General features: G+C 47.9%; 13 protein-coding genes and 1 tRNA gene. 8 read left to right on the forward strand and 6 right to left on the reverse strand.

Features of this window, described 5'->3' with window-relative positions; genetic code table 11:
- Positions 1-80: 80 nt before the first annotated feature.
- Positions 81-1,565, reverse strand: coding sequence for an SGNH/GDSL hydrolase family protein (locus E1919_RS07180; protein WP_162052681.1), 1,485 nt, complete (start codon positions 1,563-1,565; stop codon positions 81-83).
- A gap of 49 nt (positions 1,566-1,614) precedes the next feature.
- A complete protein-coding gene (locus E1919_RS07185; protein WP_237144083.1) occupies positions 1,615-4,392 on the reverse strand; it encodes a TonB-dependent receptor in 2,778 nt (925 codons plus the stop codon).
- A 1,200-nt stretch (positions 4,393-5,592) separates the two neighbouring features.
- On the opposite strand from E1919_RS07185, the gene E1919_RS07190 reads away from it, so the two are divergent.
- Positions 5,593-6,006 carry a response regulator gene (locus E1919_RS07190; protein ID WP_162052683.1) on the forward strand — a complete coding sequence of 138 codons (414 nt, stop codon included), beginning with the start codon at positions 5,593-5,595 and terminating at the stop codon, positions 6,004-6,006.
- Between the two features lie 673 nt (positions 6,007-6,679).
- Positions 6,680-6,808, forward strand: coding sequence for a hypothetical protein (locus E1919_RS27910; RefSeq protein ID WP_262888703.1), 129 nt, complete (start codon positions 6,680-6,682; stop codon positions 6,806-6,808).
- Between the two features lie 541 nt (positions 6,809-7,349).
- On the opposite strand, the gene E1919_RS07195 is transcribed toward E1919_RS27910, so the two are convergent.
- Both E1919_RS07195 and E1919_RS07200 read right to left on the reverse strand, forming a co-directional pair.
- The gene (locus E1919_RS07195) at positions 7,350-8,003 is read right to left on the reverse strand and encodes an ABC transporter ATP-binding protein (protein ID WP_162052684.1); all 654 of its coding nucleotides are present in this window, start codon (positions 8,001-8,003) and stop codon (positions 7,350-7,352) included.
- Positions 8,004-8,126: 123 nt separating this feature from the next.
- Entirely contained in the window at positions 8,127-9,215 is a 1,089-nt protein-coding gene (locus E1919_RS07200; RefSeq protein ID WP_162052685.1) for an AI-2E family transporter, read from the reverse strand.
- A gap of 211 nt (positions 9,216-9,426) precedes the next feature.
- On the opposite strand from E1919_RS07200, the gene sucC reads away from it, so the two are divergent.
- Positions 9,427-10,623, forward strand: coding sequence for an ADP-forming succinate--CoA ligase subunit beta (gene sucC, locus E1919_RS07205; RefSeq protein WP_162052686.1), 1,197 nt, complete (start codon positions 9,427-9,429; stop codon positions 10,621-10,623).
- A gap of 197 nt (positions 10,624-10,820) precedes the next feature.
- Here the strand turns inward: sucC and E1919_RS07210 are convergent, their stop codons facing one another.
- Positions 10,821-11,234 (reverse strand): organic hydroperoxide resistance protein, encoded by a 414-nt coding sequence (locus E1919_RS07210; RefSeq protein WP_162052687.1) that lies wholly within the window; start codon positions 11,232-11,234, stop codon positions 10,821-10,823.
- Between the two features lie 183 nt (positions 11,235-11,417).
- Between E1919_RS07210 and E1919_RS07215 the strand changes: the two genes are divergently transcribed.
- Positions 11,418-11,491, forward strand: a tRNA-Arg gene (locus E1919_RS07215).
- A gap of 293 nt (positions 11,492-11,784) precedes the next feature.
- Here the strand turns inward: E1919_RS07215 and E1919_RS07220 are convergent.
- Entirely contained in the window at positions 11,785-12,042 is a 258-nt protein-coding gene (locus tag E1919_RS07220) for a CBU_0592 family membrane protein (protein ID WP_162052688.1), read from the reverse strand.
- A gap of 99 nt (positions 12,043-12,141) precedes the next feature.
- Between E1919_RS07220 and E1919_RS07225 the strand changes: the two genes are divergently transcribed.
- From E1919_RS07225 to E1919_RS07240, 4 genes are all read left to right on the forward strand, one after another.
- Positions 12,142-13,035 carry a LysR family transcriptional regulator gene (locus tag E1919_RS07225; RefSeq protein WP_162052689.1) on the forward strand — a complete coding sequence of 298 codons (894 nt, stop codon included), beginning with the start codon at positions 12,142-12,144 and terminating at the stop codon, positions 13,033-13,035.
- Positions 13,036-13,389: 354 nt separating this feature from the next.
- A complete protein-coding gene (locus E1919_RS07230) occupies positions 13,390-14,712 on the forward strand; it encodes a DUF885 domain-containing protein (RefSeq protein ID WP_237144085.1) in 1,323 nt (440 codons plus the stop codon).
- A gap of 151 nt (positions 14,713-14,863) precedes the next feature.
- Complete coding sequence (locus tag E1919_RS07235; RefSeq protein ID WP_317168203.1) at positions 14,864-15,169, forward strand: DUF6660 family protein; 306 nt, start codon at positions 14,864-14,866, stop codon at positions 15,167-15,169.
- 84 nt (positions 15,170-15,253) lie between these two features.
- Complete coding sequence (locus E1919_RS07240) at positions 15,254-17,440, forward strand: TonB-dependent receptor (RefSeq protein ID WP_162052691.1); 2,187 nt, start codon at positions 15,254-15,256, stop codon at positions 17,438-17,440.
- Positions 17,441-17,615: the final 175 nt, after the last annotated feature.

The raw sequence follows: 17,615 nt of genomic DNA on the forward strand, positions 1-17,615 counted from the left end.
AAGTTGCTAGTGTATTCCACACGCTTAAGCTATCTAATAAATCCATACAAGAATACCATTATATCCCCTCTGCTTCATCCCTAATTCTCCGGCAATATGTTCTGCCGGTAATTTCGGATGTTAACAGGTGGCAGCGTGGAGCCGAATTCAGCGTTGATGGCCCTTATGAATCCATTCGCGATCAAGGCCTGCCCCATTGGGTTCGGATGAAGTCCGTCTACTGAAATATAACCTCCCGGAGCAATGCTGTTCCGGCTGTTGTCCAGCCCTTCATACAGCTGATGAATATCCGCCAAAGCCAGGCGATCTGCATAGTTTCCTGCATTTGCAGCTGCCCTGATGGCTGTATTGAAAGCTTCTATCCGCGCTTTCACCAGGTTCTTCTCCGTTTCGTCCAGCACATACCTGCTTTCTATCGGCTTCGTTATTCCCCAGCCTGCCCGCTGACTTGGATTACAGGCGCTGATAGAACCTGCCAGCAGCGAATCCTGCGGAGTGGTCAGCACCAGGAAGTCACTGCCGGGGTCCATGTGCCGTAGGCCTGTGGCTGTGGTAATGACAGGGTAGTTTACTTTGCCGCCCCTAAAGTTAACGGCAGCCGCAGCGGGCCCCAACTGAGCGTATCCTGCGTTCAGTGCAGCAGCCTGCTCTTCTGATAAGGCAAAAGGCAAAGGTGAGTTGGCACCACCTGTTGTAAGGGCAGCGTTTATTATCCTGAAGAAAGGTGCTTCTGTAAGGTCAGGAACAGTAGCCACAACACCCTTTGTATCCGCCCCGCCCAACAGCGCACTCAGCGAAGCATGCAGCGCCGCTTCAAACACGGCTGGGTCCGTCATATCGTTCGTAGTGTAAGTGGCAGGGTTTGTACCGGGGTTCGCGTTACCCGAGCCGCCCGATATGGCGTAAAACAGCACATCGCTGAAGCCCAGCCAATAGGAGAAAAAAGTTGGCTGCGCCGCAAGGGCATCACCCAATACACTGGCCGCAGGAGCCGAGGCAAAACGCCAGTAAAAAGGGTTTCCCTGCTGCTGACTGGCACCATAGCCGTTTACCAGTACATGGAAACTTTTGGTGCCTGGAGCACTGAAATTATTTAACGCAGCCCGGTCCCCTTCATAAGGTGTTAGGTTATCTCCGGGTACTATCGGAGCCGGTGTTAAACCAAGTGTGCTGGTAGCTGCCGGAATAGATGCACAGGTGGGAAGTATAAAACGAAAGCGCCCCACCGGCGTGGCAGTGCCCGGCACAAACCCGCTGAAACCTGCTCCTGTGGGAGAGGCAAATACCGGGGTATTGAATGCAGCACCGCCATTCACCAGCTTCATGCGTTCTGCCAGTATAACAGGATAAGCATTCAGCTGCCCCTCCTCATACAGCGCATTATCCATGAATCCGGCTGTAATGGAGTTGCCAATAGCTACATAGTTGCTGAAATCTGCTGTTCCGGCTACAGGTGCTGTGCGGGGGTTGGTTGGATCCTCAACTGGCTCAGGCGGGGTATAGGAGCAGGATAACAAGGTGCTCCCTAAAAACAGCGACAGGCAGAATATTTTGAAGTACTTCATGTTCGTATGGGTTATGATTTGAACATATTTCTATACAAAGTGGGGGCAATCAGTTCAGCAGCTCGTCAAACGTGACCGACACATAGTAAAGCCCTCCGATATAAGGGCCGCCATACACCTGCCGGATGCGGTTGTTGGTTACATTAGAACCTCCGATTCTGAAGATGGACTTGATGACTGCCACCTTGTAACTCACCTGGGCATCCAGGGTATAGTAAGAAGGTATAAGGGCATCGTTTATACCAGCTATAAAAGACGACTGCCAGATATAGGAATCTGACCAGCGGAAGGCGGCACTAAAGCCCAGGTTTCGGTACACATTACGGTTGCCTGCGGTCAGGTTGAATTTCCATTCTGGTGTATTAAAACCAGCTATCTGGTCCGGGTTTGTGTCCTCTCCGAGGTCCAGTTTGTTCCAGTTCGTGTTTCCTCCGAAGGTGTAGCCACTCAGTATATAGGTAACGCCAAGTGCTGCCCCCTGCGCCGCCACCTGCTGGTCGGCATTTGTGTAAAGCTGGTAGGGCTGGAAACGGCTTAAGGCAATATCGAAGGCAGCAGCCTGGGGGTTTGTCTGGATGTCGCTTTCCGTCTGGACTACTGTTGTGCCCAAAATAAAGTCCCTGTAAGAGCTGTAGTAGTAATTGATATCGAACATGAGCGATTTCTCCAGCAGCAGCCCCTTATACCCTACCTCGTACGCACGCACCTGCTCGGGCTTCACATAGTCCACTTCTGCTGCCTGCAATATACCGGCATTCTCTATGACAGCCCGGGAACTGTTCGCCCCTCCAATTACATCCAGCTGCACCTCATTTCCGAAAGCCTGCACAGAGGACAGGGTGATGGTGTTGGAGCCGGGGCCATACAAGTTAAGCCCACGGCTGGTGGCTGGTACGCCGCCTACCAGTATGGCCTGGCCTACATTCAGGAATATAAACTGGTCCTGTGTAGTGGGATTGCGGAAACCAGTCTGGAAAGAAGCCCTGAAATTATGGTTTTCTGCTACAGTGAACACAGCAGAGGCTCTGGGCGTGAACCGCCCCTTGAAGTTCTCGTTTTTGTCGTATCGCAGGGAGGCAGTAACCTTTAACCTGTCAGAAAGGAGCCGTTTGATGGCCTGGGCATAGGCGCCATACTCGTAGATGGTGATATCATTGCCTGTGGTGTCGCTGAAGATGGTTCCGTTGGAGTTCAGGTCATAGAGTCTGTAATTTCCACCAAGCTGCACATCCACTACTTTGCCCGTCCAGCGGCTCAGGTCGTACTGGCCTTCGGTATGGTACATCTTTGTTTGGTCATCGAACTTCGCTCCTCTCCTGAAATCTGTCAGGCCCTGTAGCCGTTCTTTTTCCCGCTCAAACTCAGGTGTGCCAGGCTCCAGTCGCCCCCTGTCAGCGAAACTACGGGCAGCGTCATGATTGCCAGGCGTCAGGGTTGGCACAAGACCCAGGTAGGCGGCGGCGTATTCCTGAAACCACTGCTGGTCACTTTTCCAGGTGCGGTTCAGGTTGAGGGCCAGGAAGCGGGAATCATAAGAGTCGCCTGAGTTTTCAAAAGTGGAATAGGTGCGGGCGAAGAAATTGGTGCCTCTCAGCTCCAGTTTGTGCTGCTGCAGGGTAAAATTCTTGATGGCATAACGGTTTGCCGCCTGGTAAACAGAGGTACCGGCACCATACTTATAATGGTAAATTACTTCCAGCCGCTCCGTTACCCGGTAATGCAGGGCGGCATCGCCTTTCAGGCTATAGGTATCGTAATCCACCAGGTCTTCTTCCAGGTACCCGGTACGGGCCACCCGCACTGGCAGGCCAAAAGGACCGATCGGCAAACTGGTAACTGCTTCATCGCCATACACATTCAAGGCATTGTAAGCCGGGTTGTTGGGGTTGTTGCCCTGCGTGGCGTAGGATAAAGGGTCTACGTTTTCGGTGCTGTTGGCGTGCCAGTCGTGCGCCGTCATATACGCCAGGTTCACTTTGAAGGCAAAACGGTTGTTGATGGCCTTCGCATACCGGACCATGCCTTCGTACAACGGGCTGGGCGATGCATCACGGCCATCCACATGGTTCACACCCAGCTTTGCCATCGCACTAAAGCCCTGGTACTCGAACGGGTTCTTGCTGGTCATGTTAATCACGCCGTTAAAAGCGTTTGGTCCGTAAAGGGCTGATGCAGCTCCGGGAATAATCTCCACGCTTTCGGCATCCAGTTCGGAGATGCCCACCATGTTACCTACCGGTATATTAAGTCCCGGTGCCTGGTTATCCATCCCATCAATAAACTGCACAAAACGGTTGTTGGATGTACTCATGAAACCGCGGGTATTAATTATCTTAAAACCCAGGCTGGAAGTGATGATGTCCACGGCCTTCAGATTCGCTAAACCTTCGTAAAAGCTGGCGGCTGGCGTTTCACGTATAGCCCGCATATCCATTTTCTCCACACTCACAGGTGAACGCATGATGTTTTCTTCTACCCGGGAAGCTGTTACCACCACTTCAGAACCGAGCACCTGCCCTTCCGAAAGGGCAACATTTAACTCAGACCGGCTCTCCGTAATGCTGATTACCTGTGGCGTGAATCCTACCATTGAAAACACGAGCGTGAAAGGTGTAGGCGTGTTGGTAGTCAAACTGTACCGGCCCCTGCTGTCGGTGCTGGTACCAACCATCCTATCCCGTACATAAACGTTTACACCCACCAGAGGCTCTCTTGTGCTGGCATCCGTCACCTGCCCGGACACCGTAACTGCTGCCTGTGCCAGCGCCTCTACTCCCGGTATAATTAGAGTCAGCAACAGCAGTATGACCGATTTGTGTAGAACCATGCGCATATCGTGTGATTAAATGTTGAAGGAAACCTGTTAGAGAATACTGACAAGAGTGAAGCAGCTAAAACAAAAGAAGCAGCACTGGTCCGCTCCAAAGCAACACCTCATGCTGTAGTACAGCCCTGTGTAGCAGCCTGAAAGCTTTTATAAAGGTTTAAAGAGAAAAAAAAGAAAAGTGCAAGAAACGTATTCCTTAACAGGTTAAGGCCGCGGCTCCATTATAGATGCTTACATTTGAGCCTGGATTCTCAGTCTCAAAAACAGTCAAAGAGAAGAAGCACCTGGTTGAATCATGCTTAAAATTTAACTTTTAATCATAATAATTCCAATAATATTACTGACTTTGTTAGGAACAGGAGCTATTCATAGTTCGGGCACCTCTGTACTAGGGAGCTTTATTCTGAATTAAGCACGGGGCATCCTCTATAATGTTCCGATATATTGATATACCCTTTCCCCAAGGAGTTAAGTATATGTTTAGAACCAGAAGGTTGAGTGGCGCAACCTGATTCAAAAATACCGCCCGACTGCGCATATTGCTTCAGATCTTTATCCCCAACCCCTAGGCTCACATCAATATGTCCGTCCATGAAAAGCATTTCACTGTCTGCTTTGTTACGGTTTGAAAACATATGAATGATTCAGCTGAAGTTGCTGATACATTGATTCGAAATCCTGTTGCAGAAACTGTGATTTAATGCTTTGGCCCTCAAATAAAGGGCTTTGCGCGAAAGCCATGATAGAGAAAAGTAGATAGATAAAACGGGGGTTTTCTCATTACACCTCCCAGACGGTGGCGCTTCAACACCATTATACTTCGTAAAAGAGCCGTTTACTAACCTAATCAGTACGTTCAAACAATTCCTTACCATTCTATTGCCCGGACAATGTATATTTAATCACAAAATTATACCATCAGGTATTCTACAGAAGGAATGTATAGCAAATCAAACCCTGCTTTCAATGGCAGCATAAAGGTGGAAATATTTTCGACCTGGTAGTGCATAGGAATGGCTATGGCAGAAAACGGAAATATCATGAAGCCCCTTGCGGCGTTGATTTTAAAATAGAGGGTTCTTGTTGAGTAGATTGAAGGCGATTGATGGGGAACATTATCACTATAGAATACAAATGCAATTAACTAAGTATTATCAGTTTATTTACCAGGCAATTGCGCCTGTAAATCAGTTTTTACATATGCCAGTATTAAGGCCAGGTAAAAATGGACTAAAACAACCCAAAACAGTTCTATTGGTAGATGATGACAACCTGTCGATATTTTTGTCTAAAAGAGTTCTGAAGATGTCGGGTATAGAGGCGGATATTCTGACTGCGCAGCACGGACGGGAGGCTTTGGCCATAATCAGAGAATTGTATCACAGCGGCCGTTACCCGGAACTGATCTTATTGGATATTAATATGCCAGTAATGGACGGCTTTGCGTTTTTAGATGAGTTGCAAAAGTCCATTGACTGGAAGTCTGTCTCCATGAAAATTGTCATCCTCAGTTCTTCGCTGCACGACCTGGAGTTAGCGAGGGCAAAGAAGCTTCCTGTGGTTGGTTGTATCGAGAAACCTCTTTCAAAAGAAAAGCTGTCTCGTTTCCTGTAGCACCGACTTTAATTTTTTTTTGCTTCAAGGGTACATTTTCCGGGAGTTTGCCTCTATTCAATGGGAAATAAGGCTTGTGAAGGCCTTGGAAGGCAGCAGTAAATCTCGCATGTTAAACTCAGTACCTTTCCTTTAATGCGAAGAAAAGGAACCTATGGTAAATGATCCCTGCTATACGTGCAGTCGCATTTGAAAATATCTAAAACTTAATATTTAATAATGAATATAATTAATAAGTTTAATTCTGTTTTACTATACAAAGACGAGTCAGTTAAAAAGAAACATTGATTGCCTTTGATTTGCACCTAAGCAAGGAATATAAGAGAAGAAACGCCACCGGAGCAATTAAACAAAAGCAGCTGGATATGCTATCTGCCTGTATCAGGAGACATACGGCACGAACAAACACAGAAGAAACTCTCCTGCCTTTTCAAGCTATCAAAACAAACTTATACTATACATGCTCTTCCTGTGCACTGTAAACAGGAAAAACTTACAGGTAGCTACCACGAAATGGTAGTACGCAGAGAGCAGGGGAAACTTCAGATGAAAGTTGGAAAAGGCCGCTTACAATTACTTAAAGATTTCTCTGGGCAAGAGGGAGGCGCTAAACCTGTACTACCGACTCACCGCGTACATCAGGGAGCATGACGCTACCAGTTTTAGCAGTTTCATGGCGTTCAGATACGGTACTATGGAGGATTATGGGCTCATGGCTTTTGTGCTGCACATCATGCTGACCCGGCACCATGAAATGCTAAAACAACTGATGCCTATGGCAGAAAAGGAAGCAAGCGTGTAATGCCATAATGCAGGACTAAAGTATATTCAACATACTCCATATCTTTTCACTTATACCTTGTGCGCTACTTTTAAGGCAATTTATTCCTACAATCATTTTCATGCAGTTACAGTACTTCGTATTGCACGACATCTAGAAAGCCGCGTAGTTTTCTTCGCCTCTACTGTAAAACTGTGGCCGTTGAAACGTTCTTAGCAGGATTTAACTTCACTTATTTCTAACTCAGGCCGTCCTGCTTATAAAAAATAGGTTCCTATAGTAGAGACAAGAACAGAGATAATATACAGAATAAGGAACCATTTAAAGAGTTTTTTCCTGTTGACGGAGTTCTTTAAAAATGGGTAAAATAAGAAGTAGGCCAAACCAACTACAGCAAACAAGATACTTATTACTTTCAGCATGGTTTTTAGTTTTATGCCAGCCAATTAAAGGTTTGTAACCTAAAACTGTCCATTACGCAAAATAATGGTTCACTCGGATTGGGTAAAAAAATCCGCACCATCCGGTAATCATTCGATTCCGTGAACCGGCGAGGAATAGCTTAATCGACAATAACACCGTCTTTCATAACTAACGTGCGATCGGCCATGCCGGCTAGCTGCTCGTTGTGCGTCACAATTACAAAAGTCTGGTTAAACTCCTCCCGCAGGCGGAAAAATATCTCATGCAGTTCCTGTGCATTCTGAGAATCGAGGTTACCACTCGGCTCATCAGCGAAAATGATGCGGGGAGAGTTGATAAGCGCCCGGGCCACGGCAGTACGCTGCTGCTCCCCTCCCGACATTTCGGAGGGTTTGTGTTCAAGGCGGTGCGACAGGCCAAGCATCTGCAGGAGTTGCGCTGCCTGCTCCCGCACTTCCTTTTCAGGTCTACCAGCCAGAAAGCCTGGTAGGCAGGCATTTTCTAATGCTGTGAACTCCGGCAAAAGGTTATGAAACTGAAAGATAAAGCCAACGTGCCTGTTCCGGAAACGGGCCATTTCAGAGGCATTCATCTTCGCGATGTTTTTGCCATCAAAAAGCACCTCGCCCTTGTCTGTTGTGTCGAGAGTGCCCAGTATGTGTAGCAAGGTGCTTTTGCCGGCTCCTGAAGCCCCTACAATGGAGACTACCTCACCAGCGGAAATTGTCAAATCGATGCCCTTGAGCACCTCCAGCGAACCGTATTTTTTATATATGTTTGTTACCTGCAGCACTATAGAAGGGTATTTGTGTACGCGTATGATAGATACAAAGAGTCTGCCAAAGCTACAAAACAACGGCTATACTTCAGCAACGCCCTATCTTTTTTGTGGCAGCACGACCTATTGTAAATCAAATCATCTCTTTGCAGTCGCACGTGCGCTTTCCGGCACATCTGATGCGCTGGCATCTTCAGGCGCTGCTTCCAGTACATCCTTAACATAAAGCTCCTTTATTATCACCATCAACACAGCCAGTATGGGCGCTGCCATCAGAAGGCCCATGGCACCCTGCAGCAGGCCAAGTAATACCTGGAAGAAAAGCAACAGTGCCGGCGGCAAGTCTACTGTCTTCTGAAAGATGATGGGGGCAACCACATAACTCTCTATTATCTGTATACCGCCATACACCAGAATAACGTATAGCGCCATATCAGGCCCTTCCAGCAGCCCAATCAGCACTGCTGGTATACCCGCAATCCAGGGGCCGATGTTGGGAACAAAAGCAAAAAGGAAAGCAATCAGCCCTAGGGCAAATGCCAATGGCAAGCCAATAATAGTATAGCCAATCGCGGAGCTTACCCCAATAATGCTCATGGCCGCTAGCATACCAATTAACCACATTTTCAGGTCATGATAGCATTTTTCTAACACTTCCATGATGCGGGGCCGCGTCCGGACAGGGAACAGTTTGGCAAGGCCTTCGGTGTACAAGGAAGGGCTGGAAGCAAAGAACAAGGCCGTGATGATGACAATGAAAAAGTCTGCCAGGAAACCAAGTGTGGCAGAGAAGGCGCCTCCTGCCTGTGAAACAATTGTTTCCTGCTCCGGAAGCAACGTGCTGGGGTCTTCGGGTATTTGCTCCACTATCTGCTCTCCCCAACTCTGCTGGCCGAGCCACTGCTCCACCTGGTTTAGTGACTCAGGTATTGTCTCACGCATTTGCTGAAACTGCTCTCCTACCGTGGGCGCTACCAGCCAGATGGCTCCGACCAATATGCCGAAAAACACCACCACCGACAGCAGCAGTGCGATTGCCCGCTTCATATGCACCTTGCTCACAATCCAGTCCGTCATGCCGCAGAAGAGAACAGCCAATAGTATACCGGCGAACACCAACAAAAAGAAGTAGCCGTGCCAGCCCAGCATGTAGAAGCCTATCAATATTAAAAGCACAATAAGAGCAGCAATGGCTACACGTTTGGCATAAGTATAAACATCAAGCATAAGTGTCTGCTAAATTCAAAGTTTATTCATTTATTTCTCCCTTACTTACTCCTTCAGGAGCTTCCACGTTGCAATGGCAGTGTTTTAAGAGTATCCAGACACGCATAGCAGGCGCAGTAGCTGCGGCCATCGTGCTTATATTTAAAAAAAGCTTTTCTTGAATCTCAGGGAATAAAAACTTAATTTCGTGGCGTCCATTAAAACTGAAAGCATGAACATACACGAATATCAGGCTAAAGAGATTTTAAAAGGCTACGGCGTACGCATCCAGGAAGGAATCGTGGCTGACACGCCAGAGCAAGCTGTAGAGGCTGCAAAAAAACTGACAGAAGAGACTGGCACCAGCTGGCACGTTATCAAGGCGCAAATCCATGCGGGTGGCCGTGGTAAAGGTGGCGGTGTAAAGCTGGCCAAGAACCTGGAGCAGGTAAAGGAAATTTCTGAGCAAATTATCGGCATGCAGCTGGTAACACACCAGACCGGACCTGAAGGCAAAAAAGTAAGCAAGGTGCTGATAGCACAGGATGTTTATTATCCAGGCGAGTCTGAGCCAAAAGAGTATTACCTGAGCATCCTGCTGGACCGCGCCAAAGGTATGAACGTGATTATGGCCTCTACCGAAGGTGGTATGGACATTGAGGAGGTAGCGGAGAAAACTCCGGAGAAAATCATCAAAGAGTGGATTGACCCGGCAGTGGGGCTGCAGGGCTTCCAGGTCCGCAAGGTTGCATTTGCCTTCGGTTTGGAAGGAACGGCTTTCAAAGAGATGGTGAAGTTTGTGACCAACCTTTATAAGGCTTATGTTGATACGGACTCTTCTATGTTCGAAATTAACCCGGTACTGAAAACATCAGACAATAAAATACTGGCTGTTGACGCCAAGGTTGATTTAGACGATAACGCCCTGTTCCGCCACAAAGACCTGGCTGCGCTGCGTGATATCACTGAGGAAGATCCATTGGAAGTTGAAGCTGGCGAGCACAACCTGAACTATGTAAAGCTGGACGGTAACGTGGGCTGTATGGTGAATGGTGCTGGTCTGGCGATGGCTACAATGGACATCATCAAGCTTTCCGGCGGTGAGCCCGCTAACTTCCTGGACGTAGGGGGTGGGGCAAACGCGCAGACAGTTGAAGCTGGTTTCCGCATCATCCTGAAAGACCCGAACGTAAAAGCTATCCTCATCAATATTTTTGGCGGTATCGTACGTTGCGATCGTGTTGCCAACGGTGTGGTGGAAGCATACAAGAACATCGGCGACATCCGTGTTCCCATTATCGTTCGCCTGCAAGGTACCAACGCTGAAGAAGGCGCCCGCATTATCGATGAGTCCGGCCTGAAAGTTTACTCCGCTGTGGTTTTGAAAGAGGCTGCTGAAAAAGTAAAGCAAGTATTAGCAGAAGCGTAGTTTCCTGCTAGCACATAAAACAGAAAAGGCTGCCATAATTGGCAGCCTTTTCTGTTTTATGTGCTAGCAGGAAAAGTTAGGGGGTTTTAATTATCACATATGTTATAAATTATGCTTGTCTAACCTAGACCTCTACACCAGCAAATTGATGAAGCACACTCCATCTTCAAATATTTAACCCTCTAACTTCTAAACTATCAAACAACTTGCAGGTCCACTTCTATGTTGCCGCGAGTACCTACAGAGTATGGACAGATTTGGTGCGCCTCGTCTACCATTTTCTGAGCCTTATCTTTATCAACACCTTTTAGGTCAACCTCCAGCTTTACAGTCAAGGCATACCCTCCATCATCCTTTTTATTTAAATCGACATGCGCCGTAACGGTTGAGTTTGGGTCCAGTTCTTCATGATGCTTGGCAGACACCACCATCAAAGCGCTCTGAAAACAGGCGGCATAGCCTGCAGCAAACAGTTGCTCCGGATTTGTTTTACCTCCACTGCTCATACCTACCGGCACAGTCAAGGCCATATCAATTACGCCATCTGATGATTTTACATGACCTTTGCGGCCGCCTGTGGCAGTTACCTCTGCCGTATATATTTTCTCCATAGTGTTTTATACGTTTAATTGTGTTCTGTATTCTTTATCTAACTCGGGAGCAAAGCGGAATGTTTTAGAAAACAAGCAAAGGGCTGTAAGTGAACAGCCTATGGCAAGAAAGGAAAAGCAAGTATAAATTTTGCAGCTGAATGTTTTCTTTTATCAGCTTAGTTCCTATTTTTGCACACACCAGCACCCGTAGTTCAACTGGATAGAATATCGGATTTCGGCTCCGAGGGTTAGGGGTTCGAATCCTCTCGGGTGCACATTTACTTAAACAGGAACGCTGACTATATATTTTATAGCCAGCGTTCCTGTTTAAAAGCCATCCCTTAATCTAACATTCACGCCATTTGATAAATTAACTCCCTTAAATGTTAGTTTAACTTCCAAAGGTGATTTATTGGTAGATTTATAGTCCACATTAGCCGATTTGCGGGTACTCATTGTGCTATCTGGTAGCGCAAGTTGGTCAATATGAGTGCTGTAATGCGCTCACACTAATTCTAGAAATATGCAACATGTGATAGAATGTTAATTAACAATTGCAAGATATCGGTTATAACTGCATCATATAGACCCTAACCAAAGCAAAAACAGCCACTAATAAAAAGATGGCGTTAAGCACCCAACTCGCGTGCGCCTTCTTCGAGACCGCGTATAGAATCATAAAGAAGCAGCCAACGATATTCATCCCCAGATACTCCATGGACTGACTGCTGACAGCGCCAAGGCTGTTCAGGCTGAAAGCCAAAAGCGAAAAGAGGGCTCCTACCCATCCTATCCCTTCCCATACATGTTTTCGTTGTGACACCATTGCGTTACACATTAATAGTTTATTGCAAAGTAAGTGTATGCGGATGGGTATAAAAATGCTAATATTGGCTTGACTAATGCGAAAATCAGATTAGTGTATATGGAGATTCAGCAGATAAAATACTTTCTGACACTGTCACAGGAACTGCACTTCTGGAACACTGCCGAACGCATGTACATCACGCAGTCTGCGCTTAGCAGGCAAATAAAAGCATTGGAGGATGAACTGGGGGTGCGGCTTTTTGAAAGAAGTAAGCGGAGCGTGAAACTGACCGAGGCTGGTGCATTCCTCAGAGACCAGTGGCTGCCCCTGCTCGGTGAGATAAACCGCATCCACCTGCAGGCGAGAAAGATACATGAGGGAGCGTTCGGCACAGTGAGAATCGGTTACCCCGGTTCTATTGCCTATGGCTTTATGCCAGATTTAATTGCCAGTATATCCCGCACCCTACCGGAGTTGAAGGTGGAGTTGGTGGAGCCGACCGACATCAGCTTTGAGCTGCTGCTGCTGAGCTACCAGATGGACATGGCATTCAGGCGTGACCCCGCTGAAAACCCATCGTTGCAGTCAATCTGTCTGTACTCCGAGCCGTTTGCCCTTGTCGTGCCCTCTAACCATCACTTAAACGAGCAGAACTTTACGGGGCTTCACGATTTAGAAAACGAGAAGTTCATCCTGTCAAACCTGGCGCAGACAACATTCTACACCTCAAGCCTTCGGCAGATTCTCGAAGACCACAGCTTCACGCCCGATGTGCGCATCGAAACGGACTTTGGGGGAATGGTTCTCGGGCTGGTCTCCAAGGGGCTTGGCGTGTCCATCCTGCCGTACTCTTACTCTTTCAGCGCTTTGCCTAATGTGCGCTTCATCACCCTGCCCTACAAAATGAACCTCTACGTGACATGGCGCAAGAACGACAACAGCCCCGTGCTGAAGAACATCCTGCAACAGGTGTCCAGAGCAGCCAGTAAGTATGTCGCAGAGGGTAACTAATTACGGAAACAAAGACGCAGCACAGCGAAAAATACTATGCAAATTAGATGATGCCCATACTGGAATACTGATTCGCTTCTGAAACGCTTTATCACCTGTGTTATCAGATACTCGCCTCCCTATTTTTAAATGAAATAGAGATTAAGCAAGGAACTTATTAACTGACGTTGCGCAAGAGTCCCGGCGGGACAGCCTGTTGATAAAAAATAAGGCCCAGTATACTTCAACTCATAAAAAGGTTACGGAGGAAGTGCTGCCTCAAAGCCATCAAACATATTCTGAGCATACCAGGATTTTTAGTTTTATAAACACTAGCTTACACTACTATTTACGCTCTAGCTAAACCCATACCACATGAAGTTCCACTACATGAAGAACCTCTTACCCCTCGTTTGCCTGGCTTTGCTCGGAGCTTGTGCGCCTGCAAAGCAGCAGGAAGCAAATGTACTACCCATGGATGCACTGGCAGAGCAGTATGTAAAAACGCTGCTGCGGATTGGCCAACACGACAGCGACTTTGTGGATGCTTATTATGGTCCGGAAGAATGGAGGCCGACCACAACGCCTGCTGATACTTTTCCGGGAGAAACGCTGCTTCAGGAGTTACAACTGGTACAGCAAGGGCTTACGGCCCAGGACACCGCCGGGCTGACGGCGCTGGAGAAAAGAAGAATAGTGATGCTGCAGAAACAGGTGCTGGCCAGCATTACAAAGGTAGAGATGATGCAGGGCAGAAAGCTTTCTTTTGATGAAGAGGCAAAGCTGCTCTATGATGCCGTACCACCGCACTATGAGTTTTCCTACTTCGACTCGCTGCTGCAGACATTGGACACAGCACTTCCTGGCGAAGGCAGCATCGCAGATCGTTGGGCTGCATACCGCACCCGTTTTGTGATTCCGAAAGAAAAACTCGACACGGTATTTCAGGCTGCCATCACCGAGGCGCGCAGAAGAACCAAAGCCCATTATAATTTGCCTGAAAATGAAAACATCATGGTAGAGTATGTCACAGACAAACCGTGGTCAGGATACAATTACTTTAAAGACAACAGTTACAGCCTTATCCAGATAAACACAGATTTCCCGATCAACATTGAGCGCGCCATAGACCTGGCCGGGCACGAGGGGTACCCGGGGCACCATGTGTACAACGTGCTGCTGGAGGAAGAACTGGTCAACAACCGTGCCTGGAAAGAGTATTCCGTTTACCCTCTGTTCAGCCCACAGTCGCTGATAGCGGAAGGCAGCGCCAACTATGGCGTTGAGGTTGCCTTTCCTGCTGCCGAACGTATTAAATTTGAGAAAGAAGTACTTTTCCCGCTGGCAGGTCTGAATCCTGAAGAGGCAGAAGGGTATTATGCTATTCTAAATAAAATAGCACAATTGAACTTTGCAGGAAACGAAGCAGCACGCCTGTACCTGGACGGCCAGATCAGCCGCGAAGAAGCCGCCGACCTGCTGGTACAATATAATTTCTATGACAAAGAGAAAGCACTGCAACGCACCCGCTTTTTCGACCGCTATAGGAGTTATGTCATCAACTATAACCTGGGGCAGGAACTGGTGCGCCAGCATGTAGAGGCACAGGGCGGTACGGCAGTAAACCCGGAAAAGCGCTGGGAGGTATTCCGTGAACTCCTCTCCAACCCCTACAGTGCCTCTTTGCTGCAGCAGTAGATTCGCTTCATTTTATGAACTGTTTTTTTACTCTTTTATTTAATTCCGTGGAGTAGGCATGTGCAGTGGAACGTTTACTTCTGAAAGCATGTGAACTGCCCGCACATGCCATTATCTTTGAAACTGTAGAGAGAATTGTTACTTTTGCACAGTGAAAATCTTAACGATCATATGCGCACTGTTAGTAGTCACGCTCTCGGTAATGCCTTGCTGCCTCACCGACAACTGCGCCAGTGAAGAGATGATGACAGAACAAGCCGACAGCCACGAGAAGGACACTGACGCTTGCTCCCCTTTCTACAGTTGCTCCACCTGCATCGGTTTCACAGTGTCCGATTTCTCAGTAGCGCCTGTAACACCCCTTCTTTCTCATAGTGGTCATCACTTTGCAACCTACAGGCAAAGCTTCTTTACCCAGTTCCACCATGCCATCTGGCAGCCCCCAAAACTAAGCTAATGTTATAGCCGTGACACGCTGTCACCAGGAATGCGATACACCTCTGTATCGCCTGTAAATCTTATAGCATTAGTTTTCAAAGAAATGAATAAATACATTTTTGTATTGCTCCTCTTGCTGGGCAATACCATGGCCTATAGCCAAAATACACTTCAGGCTATCATCAGGGATAGCGAAACAAGTGCGCCTTTAATTGGCGCAACGGCATCAGTTAACGGAACAGGAATTGGTGCAAGTGCCGGTGCGGACGGTTCGCTTCAATTGTCAGGAATTCCAGATGGCAGGCAGGTTATCCGGTACAGCTATGTCGGGTATGAAGACAGGCTGGATACGCTTACATTCCCGCTTGCCCAGTCAGCACCCATTGTGGTGCAGTTAGCGCCCGGTGGTGAGGAACTGGAGGAAGTGGTAATTTCCACCACTCGCAGCAGCCGCACCATTGAAGACATCCCGACACGCCTCGAAGCCATTACGCTGGAGGAACTTGGAGAGAAAGCGAACATGAAACCGGGAGACATCAGGATGCTGTTGAGTGAAAGCACAGGTATACAAACGCAGCAGACTTCGGCTACCAGTGCAAGCGCCACTATTCGGATTCAGGGGCTGGACGGGCGTTATACGCAGATACTACAAGACGGCTTCCCGCTTTACTCCGGCTTTTCCAGTGGCCTTAGCATCATGCAGATTCCGCCGCTTAACCTGTACCAGGTGGAGGTAATCAAAGGAAGTTCTTCCACACTCTACGGGGGCGGTGCCATAGCAGGACTTGTGAACCTGATTACTAAGAGACCAACAGAAGAGGGAGAGCTTTCCTTCATGGCCAATGTCACCAGTGCGGAAGGACTTGACCTGAGCAGCTTCTATGGGAAGCGGTATGGCAAGTTCGGTGTCACCGTTTTTGCATCAAGAAATACGAACAACGCCTATGACCCGGCTGACATCGGTTTCTCTGCCATCCCGGAGTTTGAGAGGTATACGCTGAACCCACGGGTATACTACTACCCAAGCGAACGCACGCAGCTATACCTTGGGCTGAACGCCACACAGGAAGACCGTCTGGGCGGTGATTTACGCTACATCAACGGTGATGAAGGCAACCTCTATTTCGAGCAGAACAACACGAAGCGCTACTCCACGCAGTTTAACCTCGAACACAGGCTTTCAAACCAGTCTATGCTTTCTGTGAAGAATAGCCTTAGCTTTTTCAACAGGGAGGTTTTTGTTCCCGGCTATGACTTTTCAGGAGAGCAGCTTTCCAGTTTCAGCGAGGTGGCCTATAGACTGAACAGCAACAGAACTGACTGGGTAATGGGTGCAAACCTTTGGACCGACAAATTCTCAGAGCAGAATGCGGATGCCGTTGGAGCCAGAGACTACAACAACACCATTATCGGAGCATTTGCACAAAACACGTTTACACCCGTAGACTGGTTTGTGCTGGAAACAGGCCTCAGAACCGACTATGTAATGCCTGCGCCCGCAAGAAAGATAGAGGGTTTATTCGTGCTGCCACGTGTCTCGGCACTCTTCAGAATAAGCGACCGCCTCACCTCCCGTATTGGTGGAGGCTTGGGCTACAAAACGCCGACTATCTTTACGCAGCAAGCAGAGAACATCACCTTCCAGAACATTCTGCCGCTCACCGCACAGGTAACAGCGGTGGAAACATCCATTGGTGGAAATGCTGACGTCAACTTCAACACCATCATCGGAGACAAAATGACCTTCAGTATCAACCACATGTTTTTCTATACTTACCTGAACGACCCACTCATCCTTTCACAGCGAACTGACAACCTCTATGAGTTCCGGAACGCCAGCGGCTACGTGGACACCAAAGGTGTTGAAACAAACATGAGGTTTGGGTACGAATGGGTGAAGCTGTTTTTAGGATATACCTACACTGACGCCAGGCAACATTACAACGGCACCGTAACCGATATGCCGCTTACCCCAAAGCACAGAGTCAATAACGTGCTGATGCTGGAGAAGGAGGATAATTTCAGAATAGGCCTGGAAGCATATTATTTCAGTCCGCAGCGGCTGACGGATGGCAGCAAAGGGCGTGACTACTGGATTAATGGGATAATGATAGAGAAAATGTTCACGAAGTTCTCCCTGTTCCTCAACTTCGAGAACATCTTCGACACCAGGCAGAGCAGGTTCGGCAGCATCTATAGTGGCAGCATAACGAATCCTGTTTTTGACGAGATATATGCGCCGGTAGATGGCAGGGTCATCAATGGTGGTATTAAGCTAAATCTGCTGTAAATTATATGGTCCTGCTACATGCAAGGCATTGATTAGTCTTACAACTGGCATCACGTCTGCATTTTGTGAAATGCCAGTTGTAAGACTACTTTGAAAAAGAGGGCTGTTCATTCTGTTTATCCAAAAGCACTGGTGCCCTTCCCCCTTCTGAAAATGAGGCAAAGTGCGGGGAGAC

It is taken from the genome of Pontibacter pamirensis, from assembly GCF_010015475.1.
In the GTDB taxonomy this organism is placed as follows: Bacteria; Bacteroidota; Bacteroidia; order Cytophagales; family Hymenobacteraceae; genus Pontibacter; species Pontibacter pamirensis.